At 71.4% G+C, this 17,955-nt stretch carries 16 protein-coding genes; 8 read left to right on the top strand and 8 right to left on the bottom strand.

Annotation, left to right across the window (positions count from 1 at the left end; all coding sequences use genetic code 11):
- The first annotated feature begins 108 nt into the window (after positions 1–108).
- Positions 109–1,737, top strand: coding sequence for a hypothetical protein (locus IEY87_RS11585; RefSeq protein WP_189138552.1), 1,629 nt, complete (start codon positions 109–111; stop codon positions 1,735–1,737).
- On the top strand, positions 1,734–2,789 hold the full coding sequence (locus IEY87_RS11580; protein ID WP_189138551.1) for a hypothetical protein: 1,056 nt from the start codon (positions 1,734–1,736) through the stop codon (positions 2,787–2,789). Before IEY87_RS11585 ends, IEY87_RS11580 begins: the two co-directional genes overlap by 4 nt.
- Here the strand turns inward: IEY87_RS11580 and IEY87_RS11575 are convergent.
- From IEY87_RS11575 to IEY87_RS11560, 4 genes are read right to left on the bottom strand one after another with little or no spacing between them, the layout of a single operon-like run.
- Positions 2,769–4,154: a glycoside hydrolase family 5 protein gene (locus IEY87_RS11575; RefSeq protein ID WP_189138550.1), complete on the bottom strand. Its 1,386-nt coding sequence runs from the start codon at positions 4,152–4,154 to the stop codon at positions 2,769–2,771. The genes IEY87_RS11580 and IEY87_RS11575 overlap by 21 nt on opposite strands.
- A gap of 2 nt (positions 4,155–4,156) precedes the next feature.
- Positions 4,157–4,975 (bottom strand): carbohydrate ABC transporter permease, encoded by an 819-nt coding sequence (locus IEY87_RS11570; protein ID WP_189138549.1) that lies wholly within the window; start codon positions 4,973–4,975, stop codon positions 4,157–4,159.
- Positions 4,972–5,934, bottom strand: coding sequence for a carbohydrate ABC transporter permease (locus IEY87_RS11565; protein WP_189138548.1), 963 nt, complete (start codon positions 5,932–5,934; stop codon positions 4,972–4,974). The genes IEY87_RS11570 and IEY87_RS11565 overlap by 4 nt, the downstream gene beginning before the upstream one ends.
- Positions 5,931–7,211, bottom strand: a complete 1,281-nt coding sequence (locus tag IEY87_RS11560) for an extracellular solute-binding protein (protein WP_189138547.1) — start codon at positions 7,209–7,211, stop codon at positions 5,931–5,933. Before IEY87_RS11560 ends, IEY87_RS11565 begins: the two co-directional genes overlap by 4 nt.
- A 159-nt stretch (positions 7,212–7,370) precedes the next feature.
- On the opposite strand from IEY87_RS11560, the gene IEY87_RS11555 reads away from it, so the two are divergent.
- Together IEY87_RS11555 and IEY87_RS11550 are read left to right on the top strand one after the other, a co-directional pair.
- The gene (locus tag IEY87_RS11555) at positions 7,371–8,384 is read left to right on the top strand and encodes a LacI family DNA-binding transcriptional regulator (RefSeq protein ID WP_189138546.1); all 1,014 of its coding nucleotides are present in this window, start codon (positions 7,371–7,373) and stop codon (positions 8,382–8,384) included.
- 95 nt (positions 8,385–8,479) lie between these two features.
- A complete protein-coding gene (locus tag IEY87_RS11550; RefSeq protein WP_189138545.1) occupies positions 8,480–9,025 on the top strand; it encodes a DUF6789 family protein in 546 nt (181 codons plus the stop codon).
- Here IEY87_RS11550 and IEY87_RS11545 read toward each other — a convergent pair.
- Entirely contained in the window at positions 8,995–9,759 is a 765-nt protein-coding gene (locus IEY87_RS11545; protein WP_225276941.1) for an aminotransferase class IV, read from the bottom strand. The genes IEY87_RS11550 and IEY87_RS11545 overlap by 31 nt on opposite strands.
- Before the next feature lie 57 nt (positions 9,760–9,816).
- Between IEY87_RS11545 and IEY87_RS11540 the strand changes: the two genes are divergently transcribed.
- Together IEY87_RS11540 and IEY87_RS11535 are read left to right on the top strand one after the other, a co-directional pair.
- A complete protein-coding gene (locus IEY87_RS11540; protein WP_189138544.1) occupies positions 9,817–10,173 on the top strand; it encodes a nucleotide pyrophosphohydrolase in 357 nt (118 codons plus the stop codon).
- 9 nt (positions 10,174–10,182) lie between these two features.
- Entirely contained in the window at positions 10,183–13,344 is a 3,162-nt protein-coding gene (locus IEY87_RS11535; RefSeq protein ID WP_189138543.1) for an AfsR/SARP family transcriptional regulator, read from the top strand.
- Between the two features lie 90 nt (positions 13,345–13,434).
- On the opposite strand, the gene IEY87_RS11530 is transcribed toward IEY87_RS11535, so the two are convergent.
- Entirely contained in the window at positions 13,435–13,884 is a 450-nt protein-coding gene (locus IEY87_RS11530) for an SRPBCC family protein (RefSeq protein WP_189138542.1), read from the bottom strand.
- 219 nt (positions 13,885–14,103) lie between these two features.
- On the opposite strand from IEY87_RS11530, the gene IEY87_RS11525 reads away from it, so the two are divergent.
- The gene (locus IEY87_RS11525) at positions 14,104–14,802 is read left to right on the top strand and encodes a helix-turn-helix domain-containing protein (protein ID WP_189138541.1); all 699 of its coding nucleotides are present in this window, start codon (positions 14,104–14,106) and stop codon (positions 14,800–14,802) included.
- Between the two features lie 94 nt (positions 14,803–14,896).
- On the opposite strand, the gene IEY87_RS11520 is transcribed toward IEY87_RS11525, so the two are convergent.
- Positions 14,897–15,592: a 2OG-Fe(II) oxygenase gene (locus tag IEY87_RS11520; protein ID WP_189138540.1), complete on the bottom strand. Its 696-nt coding sequence runs from the start codon at positions 15,590–15,592 to the stop codon at positions 14,897–14,899.
- 252 nt (positions 15,593–15,844) lie between these two features.
- Here IEY87_RS11520 and IEY87_RS11515 point away from each other — a divergent pair, with 252 nt between their 5' ends.
- Positions 15,845–16,651 carry a carboxypeptidase-like regulatory domain-containing protein gene (locus tag IEY87_RS11515; RefSeq protein ID WP_189138539.1) on the top strand — a complete coding sequence of 269 codons (807 nt, stop codon included), beginning with the start codon at positions 15,845–15,847 and terminating at the stop codon, positions 16,649–16,651.
- Between the two features lie 111 nt (positions 16,652–16,762).
- On the opposite strand, the gene IEY87_RS11510 is transcribed toward IEY87_RS11515, so the two are convergent.
- Positions 16,763–17,767, bottom strand: coding sequence for a LacI family DNA-binding transcriptional regulator (locus IEY87_RS11510; RefSeq protein WP_189138538.1), 1,005 nt, complete (start codon positions 17,765–17,767; stop codon positions 16,763–16,765).
- Between the last annotated feature and the right edge of the window lie 188 nt (positions 17,768–17,955).

The following is a 17,955-nucleotide window of genomic DNA, read 5'->3' as shown; positions in this document are numbered from 1 at the left end:
TCATGGCCGTGCGCGGCTACGGCAAAGGATCGCGTGTTGCGCGAGCCGGTCCCGCGCCCGTTCTGGAAGCGTCTACGCGGCTGCTGCGGTCGAGCGAGGGAGTGGCATATGAGTGCTGTCGGGGACGGGGAGCAGTTCGAACGCCTGCTCTCCGCGGCGAGCGCCTACTGGGGCAAGCGGCACCACCGGCCGGGCGCCTGCGTGGTGGTCGAGGCCATGCAGCAGGACGTCCGGCTCGTCGTACGCAATCTCCTGCTCGCCAACGCGATCTGTGACCTGACCTCCGCGCGGCTCGTCGTGCTGACCGGCACCGACCGGGAGCTGAGCGGGGTGCTGTGGGAGCGGTTCGACGTCGAGCGGGTACGCCGGCTGGCCGAGGCGTTCGGCGCGGCCGAGATCATCGACGTGCACGACCTCGTGGACCGCAGGCTCGCCGACGAGGGGGACGGCCCCGCCGCCGGGATCGGCTCGGCGGCGCTGGAGGCGCTGGAGAGGGCGACGCTGCTCCGGCTGAGCCGGACGCCCAGGCTGCCCGGCGTCGAGGACGAGCGGCACCGCGCGCGGCGCGGGCGCTCCAGAGCCCTGTCGGCCGTCTACGACCGGCTGTTCGCCGAGCTGTCGCCCGTCGCCCTCGTCACCGGCCAGGTGGACTACGACCAGTGGGGGCTGGCGGTCGAGACGGCCATGCGCAGGGACGTACCGATCGTGCACACCCAGAGCGGCGGGTCGATGGGCGCGTACGCGCTCTTCCCCGGCACCCCCGCGGCGGGCACCTTCCACGAGGAGCTGACCGGCCGCCTGGCCCGCTACTTCGACGAGTGCGTCTGGCCGCAGCGGAACCTGCTCAGGCCGGGCGCGGAGCTGGTGGCCTGGCGGGTGAAGGGCGAGCGGGGGAGCTGGTGGCGCGGCGGCAGCGTGAACTCCTTCGAGCTGCGCACCGAGACGGAGCGGCGTCAGCTGCGCGGGCACGGCTGCGACCGGCTCGGCCTCGACCCGGACCGCCCGATCGTCACCGTCTTCCAGCACGCCGTCTCCGACGCCGTAGGCACGAATCGGGAAGTGTTCGAGGATTTCGCGGAATGGTGTGCGGAGACGGCCGAGTTCGCGGCGGACGAGGACGCCGTCAACTGGCTCTTCCTCGACCATCCCGAGCAGGACCGCCACGACTCGACCGGCCACTTCGCCGCCCTGGCCGGCCGCCACGCCCGCCGCCCGCACCTGGCCTTCCTGCCCAGGCAGGCGCTGTCGAAGAACATGCTGTGGAGCATGACCGACGTGGGCGTCACGGTCCGTGGCCGGGTCGCCTGCGAGCTGCCCGCCTTCGGCATCCCGGTGATCCAGGCCGGCTGGTCGCCGTGGAGCGGTTGCGGCGTGTCGCACGTGGCCGAGACGCGGGCCGACTACTGGCGGCTGCTCGCCGAGGCGGTCTCCCGGCACACCAAGGGCGAGTCCGTCCTCGCTCCCGAGCAGCGCGAGCGGGCCCGGCTGTGGCTGTGGCTGCGGCGCAGCGGCGGCGACGTGTCCTCGCCGCTGCTGCCGCACTGGGAGCTGGGCGAGGGCGAGGAGTATCTGCGCGCGCTGTCGGTCAGCATGCGGCACGTGGAGCGGGACGGCGATCCGCTGCACCGCGCGGTGCGCCGCATGTGGGAGCGGCGCGACCCGCTGCTCAGCAGGTTCGACTTCCGGGATCCAGCAGGGCTCGCCGAGGCCCTCACCGCATCGAGGGGCGCATCATGACCACGACTCTCCTGACCGGACCCGCGACCGAGCTCGATGAGGTCATCGTGCCGCTGTCGCCGCCGATCGAGGTGTTCGGCGGGCAGGCGGCCGCGCTGCAGGTGGCCGACCAGTTCCATCGGGGCAAGCAGATCCTGGGCCGGTTCGAGCGCTCGGGGCTGGTCGGGTTCAAGGTCGTGACCAGGGGGCGGTGGCTGCGGGTCAAGGTGGCCCTGGCGCTGGACGAGACGTCCTTCCCCGGCTGGCATCTGGACGTCCGGGGTCAGGCGGCCCGGCTTCCGCAGCGGCTGATCCAGGTCCGGGCCCAGGGGCGGCTGCGGCAGTGCGTGCTGCTCAAGGGCGGCCCCGGCATCAAGAGCGGCCAGGCGGTCTTCGACCTGATGCCGGAGGAGGTCCCCGACGACGGCCTGGTGTGCGTGGAGCTCCTGGACATCGCCGAAGGCCGCGGCGTCTCGCCGGAGGTGCGCGCGGCCGTGGCGGAGTCGGTCATGGAGGGCGGCACGGCCGGCCTGCGCGTCGACAGCGTGGCGTTCGAGGAGGTCCCCGAGCCGAGGGCCGTCCAGCAGGGCGAGGAGCTGGACGCCGCCCGCTGCGAACTCCTGTCGCTGATCAGCTCCGGCGGCCTGGCCAACCTCAACCGGCGCGGTGGCCGTACCATCCGCAGTGGTCTGTTCGTGGTCAACCCCGTCCCGCTCGGCGTCTTCGGCTCGGGCGGCCGGCTGACCGTCCGGCTCGGCAGCAGGGCCGACCTGAGCACCGGCAGGCCGGCCACGGCCAGGGACCGCGCGCTGATGCGGCGGGCCCTGCGCCGGGTGGGCGGCGAGGCGCGGCGGCTGCGGCACGCCACCCGCGAGGCCCTGTGCACGGCGGCGCCCACCGTGGCGCAGATCATGAGCGTGCAGGACGGCGTCCTGAACCTGCCCACCCGGTCCACGTCCGGCAACACGCTGGAGCTCGACCTGCCCGCCCCGCTGACCTCGCCGATGCTCGTCCAGGCCGCCTGCCGGCCGGGCGCCATACCGACCCTCGTCTCAGTCGCCTGGACGCCCTGACGCCCCGAGGCTGCCGGCGAGCAGGTCGAGCAGCGGCTGCCGGCGCACGCACCCCGCCAGGGCGAACGAGTCCGCCAGCGCCAGCAGCTCACTGTCGTCGAGCCCCCGGAACAGCTCGGCGTACTCCGGCAGCAGCGCCTGGGCGATGAGGATGTGCCTGATCAGGTCGTCGGTCTGGTAGCGGGCGCCCCACGGGTAGGGGCGCCAGCCGGGAAACTCCGTCTCCACCAGCGTGTGCAGCGGGCCGACGACCTCGTCGGCCTCCTCCATGGTGGAGCCCCACCGGTCCGCGCCCAGCCGCCGCTTCTTGTCGATGAACGCGCCGAACCGCTCCACGTAAGGTCCGCTCGCGTGCACCAGCCCCTGCAACCCCACATCCTTGTACGTCCACAGCGACCAACCGGCGTCATGAGCGTCGTAGATGTCGAGCTGGTCCCGCAGAATCTGGTAGCGCTCCCTGTCCCGCTCCGGATCACCGGTGTAGACGGGCCCGAACTCGCCCACCCACAGCGGCGTGCCCGTCTCCCGCTGGAAGCTCGACCGCTTGGCGAAGGTGCGCTCCAGCTCGCTCCTGTCGCACCACTCGCCCCGGGTGAAGCCGGGATATCCGCCCCCGTGGGCGAACCCGGCCAGCGCGTAGTCGTGGCAGACGAAGACGGTGTTCTCGTACATCTCCCGGAAGACGGAGAAGTCGGTGGAGTAGGTGTTGCCGTCGAGGAAGAGCACATGCCGCGGGTCGGCCGCGCGCACCGCCTTCACCAGCCGGTCGTAGAACGGGCCGACGACCTTGCCGCTGGGGTCGCCGGGCTCGTTGACCGGGTTGTAGCCGGCCACCCAGGGGTGGTCGCGGTAGTGGTCGGCGAGAGCCTCCCACAGGTGCACCACGCGGTCCTGGAAGTGCCGGTGCTGCCAGAAGGCGGCGATGTGGGTGGGGTTGTCGGAGTGCCAGTGCTGGTTCTGCGAGCCGGGCAGCGCGTGCAGGTCGATGACGCTGTAGATGCCCCGCGCGCCGAGCAGGTCGATGACCCGGTCGAGGTGGTGGAAGCCCTGCTCGATGACCTCGAAGGGTCGGTCGTCGGACTCGAAGTGCCGGTAGTTGATCGGGATGCGGACGCAGTTCATCCCCAGCCCGGCCAGCAGCGCCGCGTCCTGGTCGGTGAAGAAGGAGGTGAGCAGCCGGTCGAAGAAGAGCGCGGCCCGCTCCTCGCCCAGCGCCTCGCGTACGGCGGCGCGCATGGACGACTCGTTGGCCGGATGGCCGGTGATGAAGTTCTCCAGGTTCATCCAGCCGCCCAGGCCCACGCCGCGTAGCCGTACGGACTGGCCGTCAGCTCTGCGGAGCCGGGTTCCGGAGACATGCAGCATGGTCATCCTTTCGTGGCGCCCGCGGTGAGACCGCCGATGAGGTGGCGCTCGGCGAGGGCGTAGAAGCCCAGCGCGGGCACCATGGCCAGCACCAGGTAGGCGAGAATCCTGGAGGTGTCGGAGCTGTACTGGCCCTGGAACTGCTGGATGCCCAGCGGCAGCGTCCAGCTCAGCTCGTCGCTGAAGACCACCAGCGGGAGCATGAAGTTGTTCCAGCTGCCGACGATCGCCAGGACCGAGACGGTGGCCAGCGCGGGGCGGGCCATCGGCAGCAGGATGCGCCAGAAGAAGGCGAAGGGGCCGCAGCCGTCGAGCGTGGCCGCCTCCTCGATCTCGCCCGGGATGCTGCGGAAGAACCCGCGCAGGATGATGATCGTCAGCGGCAGCCCGAAGGCGGCCTGCACGAGGATCACGCCCCAGGGGTTGTCCAGCAGGTTCAGGGTGCGCAGCATGACGAAGATGGGCAGGATGGCCACCGCGAACGGGAACATCAGCCCGGCGGTGAAGAGGGTGAACAGCAGCTCCCGGCCACGGAAGGCGAACCTGGCGAAGACGAACGCCGCCATGGCCGACAGCGCGACCGTGACGGCGGTGGTGAGCACGGCGATGAACGTGCTGTTCCACAACTGCCGCCAGAACGACCCCTCGGCGAGCACGTCGGTGTAGTTGCCGGTGTTCCACGGGCTGGGCAGGCCGAACGGGTTGACCGAGAGCTGGTCGGTGCTCTTGAAGCCGCCGATCAGCGCGTACACGATCGGGACGAGGATGAACGCGCCGACGATCCAGGCGATCGCGTGCAGGGGGAGTGTGGTGCGCTTCATCGGCGGTCTCCCATGGCGGTGGTCGCGCCCTCGAGGTCACGGCGCATCACGAACCGCTGATACCCCAGGGCGAAGATGAGGCTGAGTCCGAACATCACGACGCTGATCGCGCTGGCGTAGCCCACCTGGGCGCGGTCGAAGCCGACGTCGAACATGGTGACCGCGAGCGTCTCGGAGGCGTGCGCCGGGCCGCCTTCGGTGAGGATCCAGACGAGGTCGAACAGCTGGATGGTGTAGATGACCGAGAGGAACACGCTGATCCGGATCGTCGGCCCGAGCAGCGGCAGCGTGACGTGCCGGAACACCTTCCAGCCGGCGGCGCCGTCGATCTTGGCGGCCTCGATCAGCTCCTCCGGGATGTTCTGCCGCCCGGCGAGGTAGATCATCATGTGGAAGCCGAAGTATTTCCACGTCAGCACCAGGAACAGCGACAGCAGCACGGTGCCGGGATCGGACAGCCACTCCGACTCCAGCCCGACGATGCCGATGATCTCGTTCGCCAGTCCCGAGGTGGGCGACAGGATGAGCGAGAACAGCACGGCGGTGATGACCTCGGACAGCACGTACGGCGCGAAGAAGATCAGCCGGTAGAGGGAGCGGCCGCGGATCCGCTGGTTGAGCAGCATGGCGATGCCCAGCGCCAAGGGCAGCTGGACCAGCACGCAGAGCCCGACCAGGACGGCCAGGTGCCACAGGTCGGTCGTGAAGATCTCCGACCGGAACAGCCGGGTGAAGTTGTCGAAGCCGATGAAGTCGGTGGGCAGCCCGCCGAAGCCGTTCCACTTGAAGCCGCTGGCGTAGATCGCCACCAGGATGGGCGCCACCACGAGCAGCAGGAACAGCACCAGAGCGGGCAGCACGAACAGGGCGATCGTCAGCAGGCCGCGACCCCTCTTCCGGGGCGGGCGGGCGGGGGCCGGAAGCGTCGCCGCTTCCGGCCTGCGGGTGACGGTCGTCATTCGCTCTTGGCCACTTCGGTGATGTCCGCCGCGACCTGCTCCGGGGTCTTGGCGCCCGCGAAGAGCTCGGCCACGCTGTCGTTGACCTCCGCTCCGACGGCCGGCGGGTACGCCTGGTCGAGGTAGAGCTGGAAGCCGGTGGCGTTGGCCAGGGAGTCGGCGACCACCTTGAGGTTGGGGTCCTTGACCGCGCTCTCCTCGCCCTTGAGCACCGGCAGCACCGCGTTCTTCTCGACGGCCTTGGTGTGGTTGCCGGTCTCGGTCAGGAACTTCAGCAGTTCGATGGCCTCGGCCGGTGCGTCGGCGCCCACGGCCATGCCACCGCCGCCGCCGAACGCCTCGGTGATCGTGCCCTTGCCGCCCTCGACCGCGGGGAAGGGGAAGAAGCCGAGGTCGTCACCGAGCCCCTTGCCGTTGTCGTTCTGCACGTTGGGCGCCCACTGGCCCATCAGCTCCATCGCGGCCTTGCCGTTGGAGACGGTGGCGGCCTGCCCGTCAGGGGTGGAGTAGCTCGCGCCCAGGAACCCCTTCTGGAACGGCTGGAGGTCCACCAGGGCCTTGAGCCGCTGCCCGGCCTGGACGAACTCCGGCTTGGTGAAGTCGTGGTCGACCCCGGCCTGCTGGAGCGCCGGCAGCCCGGCGATGCGCATGGCGAGGTAGGCCCAGTAGTAGTGGCCCGGCCACTTCTCCTTGCCGGCGAGCGCGATCGGCGTGATCCCGGCGGTCTTGAGCTTGGTGACGGCGTCGAGGTAGGCCGACCAGGTGGTCGGCGGCTCGGTGATGCCCGCCTGCTCGAAGAGCTTCTTGTTGTACCAGAAGCCGACCATGCCGATGTCCACCGGCAGGGCGTAGGTCTTGCCGTCGAACTGGTAGGCGGTGAGCGACGCCTTGGTGAAGGTGTCGAGGACGGGCGCGACGTCGGCGGAGACGTCCTTGACCAGTCCCGCGTCGATCTGCTGCTGGAGCACGCCGCCGCCCCAGGTGGCGAACAGGTCGGGGGCCTTGCCGGACTGGGTGAGCGTGGTCACCTTGGACTTGTAGGCTTCGTTCTCCAGGACGGTCATCTTGATGGTGACGTGGGGGTATTTGGCCTGAAACTCCTTGGCCCTGGTCTCGTACACGGTCTTGAGGGGGTCGGCGGTCGACAGGTGCCACCACTCCAGGGTCACCTTCTGTGGCGCTCCGCCGCTGGTGTCAGTCTCGGGGGCCGCGCTCTGTCCACCCCCGCAGCCCGCCACGAGTACAGTGGCCGCGATCAAGGCGAGAGTTCGCCTCATTGGGGTTCCTCCTCGGCTGGCGAAAGTTTCGTTGGCCCCCCGATAATTTCGCTGTTCCCGGAGCATAAATTTTGCTGTCAAATACGTCAATAGTCGCCCTGACCCTGATCATGGCCCCCGCGCATCGTGATCCCGAAACTTTCGGCTAAACTCCTGATCATGTCTGCGAAAAGGCGGGTGACGATCGCTCTGATAGCCGAGGAGGCCGGGGTGTCGATCCCCACGGTCTCCAAGGTCATCAACGGCCGGCCCGAGGTGGCTCCGGCGACCAGGCACCGCGTCGAGCGGCTGCTGCACAAGCACGGATATCAGCGACGCATCAGCCAGGACGAGACCCGCGCGGGCCTCGTCGACGTGGTCTTCACCGAGATGGAGTCCCCCTGGGCCATGGAGATCGTGCGCGGCGCGGAGATGGCCGCCCACGAGGCCGGGGCGAGCGTGGTGATCTCCGTCCTGCACACGCACGCCGGACCGGGCCGCGACTGGCTCGAGCGGCTCGCCGGCCGCCGGACCGACGGCGTGGTGATCGTCGCCTCCCGCCTGTCGCTCGGCGTCCAGGACCAGCTCAGTGCCCGTACGCTGCCGTTCGTGGTGGTCGACCCCGACGGCGAGCCCGCCCCGGGCGTCGTCTCCGTCGGCGCCACCAACTGGAACGGCGGCCTGGCCGCCACCCGGCACCTGCTGGAGCTCGGCCACCGCCGGATCGGCATGATCAGCGGACCCGCCGACATGCTGTGCAGCCAGGCGCGGATAGACGGCTACCGGGCGGCCCTGGAGACGGCCGGCCTGCCCGCCTCGCCGGAGCTCATCCGCCGGGGCACCTTCCTCGTCGACTCCGGCCACGACCACGGCCACGCGCTGCTCTCCCTCGACGACCCGCCCACCGCGATCTTCGCGGGCAGCGACCTGCAGGCGTTCGGCGTCTTCGAGGCCGCCCGTCAGCGCGGGCTGCGGGTGCCCGAGGACCTCAGCGTGGTCGGCTTCGACGACCTGCCCCTGTCGAAGTCCGCCTGGCCGCCGCTGACCACGGTCCGTCAGCCCTTACAGGAGATGGCGGCGCTGGCCACCCGCACGGTGCTGGCCATGCGCCGGGGCGACACCCCCGAGGCCCGCCGCGTGGAGCTCGCCACCGAGCTCATCGTCCGCGAGAGCACCGCGGCGCTGCCCGCGTAGCGCTTTACGCGGCAGCTGTACGTTTCATGCCTGGCGAGGCGGGCGCCGCACCAGCATGCGGCGTTTCGCGGCCGGTGCGCAGGTCGGCGGGCGGCATGCGGCGTTTCGCGGCCGGTGCGGCGGGCAGCCGCAGCGGCATGATGCGCGAACTCGTCAACGGAGCCGTGAGCGGCACGCTCGCCACCGCCGCGATGAGCACCGTCATGGTCGCGGGCGAGAAGGCGGGACTCATGCGCGGGCAGCCGCCCAAGCACATCGTCCGCGGCCTGCTGCCCGGCAGCGAGCGGCGGCCCAAGAAGGCCGAGGGCGTGCTGGGCGCGGTCGCGCACGTCGGCTTCGGCGCGGCCTCGGGCGCGCTCTTCGGCCTGCTGGCCAGGAAGCGGCGCGGCCGGCTGCCGCTCGGCGTCGGCTACGCGCTGGCGATCTGGGTGGTCAGCTACGCGGGCTGGGCGCCCCGGCTGAGCGCGCTGCCGCCCCTGGCGCGCGACGAGCCCGGCCGGCAGGGCGTGATGGCCGTGGGCCACGTGGTGTACGGCGTGACCCTGGCCTTCCTGCTCAACCGGCTCGACCCCGGCGAGTCCATCGCCCCCGCCGTCCCCGCCGAGACCCGTCAGATGGCGTCCCAGGGGGCGGCGTCGTAGCAGCCCGTCAGCCGGGCCATGAGCCCTTCGTCCACCTTCAGCGCGATCTCGTCCACCCGGTCCACGGCCACCACGCCCCACGAGTTCGCCAGGAACACCACCCCGAACGCGGACAGATCGCCCGCCCGCAGCACCCGGTGCTCGCACGGCACCCCGGCCCGGCCCAGCTCGGCCTCCAGGATCTGCATGGTGATGCCGCGCAGCATCGGCGCGTCCGGCCAGATCACCCGCTCACCGTCGAAGCAGCCCAGGTTCGTGACCGCCCCTTCGGAGATCACCCCGTCGTCGCTCGTGAGCAGCGCCTCGTCGAAGCCCTCCGCCCGCACGCGGGCCCCCAGGTAAGCCTGGGGGAAGCCGCCGGTGTGCTTGATGTGCGGCAGGAAGCGCTGGTAGCGCACTGACCTCAGGCCCTTCGGCGTGGCCGCCAGGTGCACCGGATCACCGGAGCCGACCAGCACCCGCGGCCCGTCCGCCTCGCACACGTACACCCGCACGCTCGCGTCCACGACCTCCAGCGCCCTGATCGAGTCGACCACGAGGTCCCGGTCGAGCTCCTGGCCGAACAGCTCCCGGGTGGCCGCATCGAGCCGGTCGAGATGGCGGCCCAGCCCCCGCACCCGGCCGCCCCGCAGCTGCATCGCCGTGAAATGCCCGTACCGCGCTTTGAGAGCGAGAGCCACCTCGGCCCCGCCCACGATCCGCCCGTCGATCACCGTACGCTCGATGACGCTCACCTCCCCTGACCTCCGGCGAACATACTCCCTCCGATCAGGTGGGTAGGGTCGTGGTCCGTGACGGAGTTGGAGCGGCTCGCCGCGCACCTGCAGCAGTTCGCCGAGGCACGGGACTGGGAGCAGTTCCACACGCCCAAGAACCTGGCGATGGCCCTGGCGGGCGAGGTCGGCGAGCTGGTGGCGGAGTTCCAGTGGCTCACCGCCGAGGAATCCAGCGCCCCCGACCCGCCGACCCTGGCCAGGATCAGCGCCGAGCTCGGCGACGTGACCAACTATCTGGTACGGCTGGCGGACGTCCTCGGCGTGGACCTCGTCCAGGCAGCCGAGGCCAAACTCGCCTCCAGCGAACGCCGCTACCCCCCGGACCTCTACCGAGGCTCCGCCAGAAAAGCCCCACCCGACCCCCACCCATAAGGTACGGGTATGCGTTTTGGGGTGCTTGGGCCGTTGGCCGTGTGGACGGACGCCGGTGAACCCGTCACGATCCCCGGGACGAAGGTGCGCGCCCTCCTCGCCGACCTCCTGGTGCACGAGGGCCACCCCGTCTCCGCCGACCGGCTGATCGACGACCTGTGGGGCGACGACCCGCCCGGCAACCCCACCGGCGCGCTCCAGGTCCGCGTCTCCCAGCTGCGCAAGGCGCTGGAGGACGCCGAGCCCGGCGGCAAGAACCTGGTCGTCTCCAAGCCCCCCGGCTACCTGCTGCGAACCACCGACCTCGACGCCGCCCGCTTCGCCGACCTGCTCGCCCGCGCCGAGGCGGCCGCCGGCCCCGGCACCCGGGCCGGGCTGCTCGCCGACGCGCTCGCGCTGTGGCGCGGGCCCGCGTACGCCGACTTCGCCGACGAGAAGCACACCCGGGGCGCGATCCTCCGGCTGGAGGAGCAGCGGCTGACCGCCCTGGAGCTGCACGCCGAGGCGCGGCTGGAGCTCGGCGAGCACGGCCTGCTCGTGGGCGAGCTGGGTGACCTGGTGGCCCGGCACCCCCTCAGGGAGCGGCTCCGCGCCGCCCACCTGCGCGCCCTGTACCGGGCGGGCCGGCAGAGCGAGGCCCTCGCCGCCTACGCCGAGCTGCGCGACCGGCTGGCCGAGGAGCTCGGCCTGGACCCCGGACCCGAGCTGGTGGCGCTGCACCAGGCGATACTCGGCCAGGACCCGGCGCTCAGCCTGCCCGCGGAACGCCCCGCGACCAACCTGCCCGCCGCACTCAGCAAGCTCATCGGACGGGGAGAGGCCCTGGCAGGGGTACGCTCCCTCGTCCACACCGAACGGCTGGTGACGCTCACCGGCAGCGGCGGCGTGGGCAAGACCCGGCTCGCCCTGGAGGTCGCGGGCCGCCTGGTGGACGACTTCCCCGACGGGGTGTGGCTGGTGGAGCTGGCCCCCGTCGACCGGCGTACCGCGTCGCTGGCCGAGGCCGTCATGGCGGCGCTGCAGATCAGGCAGGACAACGGCCCGGACTCCTCCGCGGACCGGCTGGCCGACGCGCTGCGCGCCAGGCACATGCTGTTGGTGCTGGACAACTGTGAGCACGTGGTCGAGCAGGCCGCGCAGCTGGCCGAGCTGCTGCTGCGGGCCGCCCCGGAGCTGCGCATCCTGGCCACGAGCAGGGAGCCGCTGTCGATCGACGGCGAGACCCTGTGGGCGGTCCCGCCGCTCGGCCTGCCCGGCAGCACCGACCTGGCCATCATGGCCGGCTCCGACGCCGTACGGCTGTTCGTCACGCGGGCCGCCGCCTCGGCCCGTGGCTTCACGCTCGACGCGGGCAACGCCTCGGCGATCGCGCAGCTGTGCAGGCGGCTCGACGGCATCCCGCTGGCGCTGGAGCTGGCGGCGACCCGGGTACGGGTGCTGGGCGTGCACGGCGTGGTGGCCAGGCTCGACGACCGGTTCCGGCTGCTGGCCTCGGGACAGCGCGGCGCACCGCAACGGCAGCAGACGCTCATGGCGGTCATCGACTGGAGCTGGGAGCTGCTGACGGAACCCGAGCGCGTGGTGCTCCGGCGCCTCGCGGTGCACGCCGACGGCTGCACCCTGGAGGCCGCCGAGGCCCTCTGCACAGCCGGCACCGCCGTGCCTGAGGGTGTCGGGCCGGATGTCCTCGACGTGCTGGCCCGGCTGGTCGATCGGTCGCTCGTGGTCGTGGTGGACGGCGCGGCGGGCGTCCGCTACCGGCTGCTCGAATCGGTGGCGGACTACTGCGTGACCAAGCTCGCCGCCGCCGACGAGCTCGACGCCGTACGACTCGCGCACGCCGCCTACTACACCGACCTCGCCGAGGAAGCCGAGCCGCACCTGTACGGCCACGAGCAGCGAGCATGGCTGCAGCGCCTGGACGCCGAGTCCGCCAACCTCCGAGCCGCCCTGGACACCGCCGTGGACCGGGGCGAAGGCGCCATGGCCCGGCGGCTGGTGAACGCGATGGCCTGGCACTGGTTCCTCCGCGGCCGGCTCGCCGAAGCAAGACGAGCCCTGGAGGCGGCACTGGCCGTCGCGGGCGACGACGGCGATGCCAGGGGCAGGGCGGCTGCCTGGCATGCCGGGTTCGTGCTGCTGCTGGGGGAGCGGGCCGACTGGGAGCCGCTGCCGGACCGGATCGCCGACGCCGGCCGGCGGGCCAGGGCGCTGCTGTTCCTCGCGATGAGCGTGCACGACCTGCCGCTCAGCCTGGAGCTGGTGAACCGGGCACTGGTCACCTTCCGGGCCACCGGCGACCGGTGGGGCATCGCCACCGCGCTCAGCCTGCACGCCAAGGACCACTTCACCCGCCGCGACCTCGCCGCGCTGGAGCGCGACTGTACGGAGAGCGCCAGGCTGTTCAGGGAGCTGGGCGACCGCTGGGGCCTGCTGCAGGCCACCGAGTGGCTGGCCGGCCTGGCCGAGACGGCCGGCGACATCGGCCGCGCCAAGGAGCTGTTCGCGCAGGGGCTGCGCATGGCGCAGGAGCTCGGCCTCTGGGCGGACGCCGCCCGGCGCACGTCCTGGCTGGGCTGGGTCGCCATGCAGGCGGGGGAGTACGACCAGGCCATGGAGCTGTGCGGCAGCGGGCTGCGGCTGGCCGTCGAGCAGGGCTACCGCGAAGGCCAGATGATGTCCGAGATGGGGCTCGCCTTCTCGGCCCGCCGGGCGGGCGAGCTGGAGCTGGCGGACAAGCACCTGCGTCACCTGCTCGACGGCGTCCCGCGCGGCCCCGGCGTCGAGCCCGCCCTGCACGTGCCGAGCACGCTCGTCGAGCTGGGCCTGCTCACCGAGCGCCGTGGCGACCCGGCGGCGGCCCTGGAACTCCACCGGGAAGCGCTCGACGCCGCACAGCGGGTCGGCGATCCACGGACCTCGGCCTTCGCCGTCATGGGAGCGGCCAGCGCGTTCGCGGCCGAGGGATCGTACGAGAGGGCCGCCCGGCTCCTCGGGCTCGCGGCCGCCGCCCGTGACCACAACCAGACCCCTGCGGGCCCATCGGAGCAGGAGGACCTGGACCGCATCGCGACCGCCGCCCGCGCCGCCCTGGGCGAGAACGCGTTCGCCGAGGCGTACGAGCGGGGTGGCAGAACGAAACTGGAGGACGCCGCCACCGCCCTGACCTGAACCGACGCCCGGCCTGCGGTGGCGGGCCTTGAGGGACGTGTCACGCGGATGTGAGGTGCTCGTCCCCGACGTTCGGCCTTGAGGGACGTGTCACGCGGATGCGAGGTGCTCGTCGAGGCGGTCGAAGAACTCGATCCAGCCCTGCCTGGCCTGATCGGCGTGCTCCTGGTCGGTGTTCACGCCCCACTGGTGGAAGCGCATAGTGGTCCTGCCGCCGGCCTCGGTCAGCTCGACCGTCGCCACGGAGGCGGGGCCGTCGCCGGGGTGGTCAGGGTCGCCGGTGGTGAAGACAAGGCGGGCCGGCTCCGCCACCTCACGGTAGGCGCCGTCCAGCGTGACCTCGAACTCCTCCTCCCCGCAGAGCGTCGCCTGCCACCTGCCGCCGGGGCGCACGTCCATGACGACCCGGTCCACGGGGGTGGTCAAGCCGCGCGGCCCGAACCAGGAGGAGAAGTGCCCGGGCTCGGTCCACGCCTGGAAGACCCGCCGGCGGGGGGCGTCGAAGAGGCGGGTGATCTCGTACTCGGCGGTCTGGGTCATGGTGTTGCCCTTCGGGAGAGGCGGTCTCGCTTGACGACCCTCACGATGCCGGGCCGTGCTTACGGTCCCCTTCAGGCCGTCTTAAGGGTTCTTCAGGCCTTCTTCAGGCCTTCGACAGGCCGCCTTCTGGCTCCGGGCGAGGAGCGCGCCGGTCGGGGGCGTTTCGTGGTGATGAGCGCGCCGCGAGGGCGGGGGCCTGTTCACCGATAGTCTGCGCGGGTGGACAGCGCAGAACTGAAGGACCGCGTACGCGAGCTGAGGGCCGAGGGCCGCTCGCCGAAGGAGATCGCCCGCACGCTGAAGGTGGCGCCGTCGGTCGTGGCGCCGCTGGTGCGCGCCATCGCGGCCGAGAGCGCCGACCCGGAGCGTGAGCCCGAGGTGGTCGGCTGCTGGATCAACGTCGGCTGGAGCGTCGGCCTCGGCGTCGACCCCGCCCACGGCTGGACGGACGAGGCCCCCGATGCCGACGAGGGCGGCATGGTGTCGGTGCTGGTCGCCCGGCGGCACGGCTGGGACAAGCTGTCGGTCGCCGGCTTCCTGGCCGACGTCTACTGCACCGGCGTCAAGAACTACATGGGCCCCGAGGTGTACGACGAGCGGGAGCTGCGCCGGTTCAGGGAATACTTCTTCGGCGAGTACAAGGGCTATCAGGAGGTGCCGATCGAGCTCGCCCGGCACCTCGTCCTGGGCTCCACCGACTACGCCCGCACGCTCGGCTTCAAGTCCGACGAGGAGTTCGAGGCCCCGGCGGCGCTGCTGGGCGCCTGGGAAGGGCCGTCGGCCATCACCTTCGGCAGGAAGGGCCGGCCCTACTACGTGCCGGGACCGCACGACGACCCGGGCCAGATCGTCCGCGTCCTACGCCGCACCCTCTCCTACGACGACTTCGACTACGTCACGGATCAGGCACCCGCCTAGCGCTCCCGACGGATCAGGTTACGGCTGCGGCCGAGCACGATCGTCTCGGCTCGTGGCCGGGCCGACGTGACCGGTGCGATGAGCGGCTCCGGGGTCATGGGGCGTTGTGGAAGACGAGGCCGAGGGTGTGGCGGCGGCCGGAGCGTACGGTGCTGACGCCGTGCCTGACCGGTGAGGCCGACCAGCCGCGCGCGGACCTGACCGGGCGGTCGCGCGTGGTGAAGATCAACCCTTGGCCCTGCGGCAGCATGGTCACCGTGCCGCGAGACTGAGCCCGGGGCCGCTGCTCGACCAGCAGGAACTCGCCGCCCGCGTAGTCCTCGCCCGGCCGGTCCAGCCCTATGACGACCTGGAGCGGGAACACCAGATCCCCGTAGAGGTCGCGGTGCAGCGCGTTCCAGTCGTCAGGGCCGTACCGCAGCAAGATGGGTGTCGGCTTGGTCTGCCCCGCCCGGTGGCACCTGTCCAGCCACTCCTCGAAGCTGTCGGGCCACGGCGCGGGCCGGCCGAGCCTGGCCGCCCAGTCGCGGGCGATCGGCAGCAGCCTCGGGTAGAAAGCCGCCCGCAGCCGCTCGACCAGCGGCGGCAACGGGTGGGCGAAGTAGCGGTACTGCCCCCGCCCGAACCTGTACCTCTCCATGTCGATCGTGGACCGGAACCGCGTGGCCTCGCCGTACAGGCCGGAGACGCTCGCGCACTCGGCCGGCGTGAGGAGCGGCGGCGTGAGCGCGCACCCGTGGGCGTCCAACTCTGCGGCCAGGGCCGTCCAGTCGGCTGTGTTGATGGTCATACCTTCTACAACACCGACGGCGCGCTGAAAGTCGGCGCTTTTCGGACCTCGGAGCGGGTGGCTGCCCGGACTGGCGTCTCCGCCGACCAGGACGCTCGGTCCGACCGACCGGCTGCTGACCGGGACGCTTGGTTCGAGCGGCCGGCTGCTGACCGGGACGCTTGGTTCGAGCGGCCGGTTGGTGGCCCGGCGCCCCTTTGCCGCACAATGCGCCGCAAGTCCGTTGCAAGATCATCTGGCTAGCTTGCACGCATGAGAAGACTGTTGGTGGCAGGCGTGTTGGCAGTGACCCTGAGCGGCTGCGTGATCACCCCAGGCGTCCCGGCCCCGTCCGACACGCAGGGGAGAGTGGAGCAGGACGGTGCGCGGCAGGATGATGCGCGGCAGGGCAAGGGCGATCTGGAGGTCGAGGCCGGTGTGCTGAAGGGCCGGGTCGTCGGCACGGACGGCAAGCCGATCCAGGGTGCCGAGATCGTCGCGGACAACCAGCTCCTCTACGACAGCAATCTCGTCGTCTCGACCGACGCCGACGGCCTCTACCGGGTGGACACCGACGTCGCGGCCACCTTCCACGTCACGGCCAGCAAGAAGATCGATTTCAACGGCAAGACCTACCTGGTAGAGCTCGCCCCCGAGGACGACACCTCCTTCGCCGGCCCGACCGGCGCGGTCAGGAACTTCACCTGGAAGCTCACCGGGGAGAAGCCCGACGATCTCGGCCACTATGGCAGTTCGGTGCTGTTCTACCTGGACAGCGTCGACCCGCAGAATTCCGAGGTCTACCTGGAGGACGAGAACGTGGAGGTAACCCTCACCCCCGAGGGCCCGCTGGCCGACGGTTCGCAGGGCAGCACCATCACCCGCAAGGCGATCCGGACCCCGGACGGGTCGGGTCTGGTGGACGTCCCCCTCGGCCGTTACCGGATCAGCGCGAACTACCAGGGACGCCCTCTCCAGGTCGGCCTGCGCAACAGCGGCCAGTACGCGGCCGAGCTCGTCGCGGACTTCACCCAGCACATCAGCTCGGTCTACTGGATCGAGCTGGAGCTGAAGCTCTGACCACGCTGATCACGGGCCCGGCGCGGTCAGGCGGCCAGCGGTCAGGCGGTCAGGCGGTCAGGCGGTCAGGCGGTCAGGCGGTCAGCGGTCAGGCGGTTAGGCGGTCAGCGGTCAGGCGGTCAGGCTGGACTCGCGGATGACGAGCTCGGTGGCGAGCTCGACGTGCGCGGACTCGATCCGCTCACCGGCGGCCAGCCGCAGCGCCGTGCGCAGGGCGACGATGCCCATCTCGCGCAAGGGCTGGTGCATGGTGGTCAGCTTCGGCGAGGTCATGGACGCGATCTCGCTGTCGTCGAAGCCGACGATGCTGAGATCCTCCGGCACGCGCAGGCCGCGCGCCTTGGCGGCGTGGATGGCGCCGACCGCGCACTCGTCGGAGGCGGCGAAGATGGCCGTCGGAGCTGGACGCAGGTCGAGCAGGACGCCCGCGCCCTCCACCCCGTGGGCATAGCAGAAGCCGGGCGTGCGGACGTAATCAGGCAGCACAGGCACCCCCGCATCCTCCATGGCGGCGCGATAACCGTGCAGGCGCGCCTGGCTGGACAGCGCGGTGGCCAGGCCACCGAGGTAGGCGATGCGGCTGTGGCCGAGGGCGAGCAGATGCCGCGTGGCGATGAGGCCGCCGGTGAAGTTGGTGGGGCCGACGCTGGACACCGAGGTGTCGGACAGGTCGAGCGGGTCGATGACGACCACCGGCAGGCGGGCTCGGGAGAGTATGGCGAGCTGGGCCGGGGTCGGATGCTCGGCGATGGTGATCACCGCCTGCCTCCCGGCGGAGACCAGGTCCCTGGCCCAGGCGGTCCCACCGCCGGCGGGGCCCTTCTTGATGGCGATCGCGACCGACACGCCTGAGTCGGCGCCGGCCTCGACGGTGCCCCCGACGATCCCCGCGGCGTAGGCGCACATGCCGTCCACCTGGATCTCGATCGTGGTGTCCCCGGTGCGGCGGGCCGAGGAGGGGACGTAGTCGTGCTGCTCCAGCAGAGACCGCACCAGCGAGCGGGTGGCGGGCGCGACGTCGCTGCGGCCGTTGAGCACCTTGGACACGGTGGCTACTGAGACGCCGGCCGAGGCCGCGATGGTGGAGAGAGTGGTACGCCTGGGCCTGGCCGACATCGATTCCTCCTGCGCGCCACTTTATAGGAAAGATCCTCCAGCACCCCGGCTCCTCCTGACCTCACGAGCCCTGTCAGGTCATGTGGCGCCTCATGAGCCCCGTAGGTCATGCGTGCCCCCATGAGCACCGCACGTCATGTGGCTGCCTCGTGAGCCCGTACGTTACGCGGCGCCTCGTGAGGCTCGCA

It is taken from the genome of Nonomuraea glycinis (assembly GCF_014646515.1).
In the GTDB taxonomy this organism is placed as follows: Bacteria; Actinomycetota; Actinomycetes; order Streptosporangiales; family Streptosporangiaceae; genus Nonomuraea; species Nonomuraea glycinis.
Note: the sequence above shows the minus strand (reverse complement) of the source record. Positions and strands in the feature narration are given on the sequence as shown.

Bases quoted from the DNA above. Each gene is read 5' to 3' on its own strand.
- IEY87_RS11570 (WP_189138549.1), bottom strand. From the start codon at position 4,975: ATGAAGCGCACCACACTCCCCCTGCACGCGATCGCCTGGATCGTCGGC.
- IEY87_RS11575 (WP_189138550.1), bottom strand. From the start codon at position 4,154: ATGCTGCATGTCTCCGGAACCCGGCTCCGCAGAGCTGACGGCCAGTCC.
- IEY87_RS11515 (WP_189138539.1), top strand. From the start codon at position 15,845: ATGAGAAGACTGTTGGTGGCAGGCGTGTTGGCAGTGACCCTGAGCGGC.
- IEY87_RS11535 (WP_189138543.1), top strand. From the start codon at position 10,183: ATGCGTTTTGGGGTGCTTGGGCCGTTGGCCGTGTGGACGGACGCCGGT.
- IEY87_RS11580 (WP_189138551.1), top strand. From the start codon at position 1,734: ATGACCACGACTCTCCTGACCGGACCCGCGACCGAGCTCGATGAGGTC.
- IEY87_RS11530 (WP_189138542.1), bottom strand. From the start codon at position 13,884: ATGACCCAGACCGCCGAGTACGAGATCACCCGCCTCTTCGACGCCCCC.
- IEY87_RS11550 (WP_189138545.1), top strand. From the start codon at position 8,480: ATGCGGCGTTTCGCGGCCGGTGCGGCGGGCAGCCGCAGCGGCATGATG.
- IEY87_RS11520 (WP_189138540.1), bottom strand. From the start codon at position 15,592: ATGACCATCAACACAGCCGACTGGACGGCCCTGGCCGCAGAGTTGGAC.
- IEY87_RS11585 (WP_189138552.1), top strand. From the start codon at position 109: ATGAGTGCTGTCGGGGACGGGGAGCAGTTCGAACGCCTGCTCTCCGCG.
- IEY87_RS11560 (WP_189138547.1), bottom strand. From the start codon at position 7,211: ATGAGGCGAACTCTCGCCTTGATCGCGGCCACTGTACTCGTGGCGGGC.
- IEY87_RS11565 (WP_189138548.1), bottom strand. From the start codon at position 5,934: ATGACGACCGTCACCCGCAGGCCGGAAGCGGCGACGCTTCCGGCCCCC.
- IEY87_RS11555 (WP_189138546.1), top strand. From the start codon at position 7,371: ATGTCTGCGAAAAGGCGGGTGACGATCGCTCTGATAGCCGAGGAGGCC.
- IEY87_RS11510 (WP_189138538.1), bottom strand. From the start codon at position 17,767: ATGTCGGCCAGGCCCAGGCGTACCACTCTCTCCACCATCGCGGCCTCG.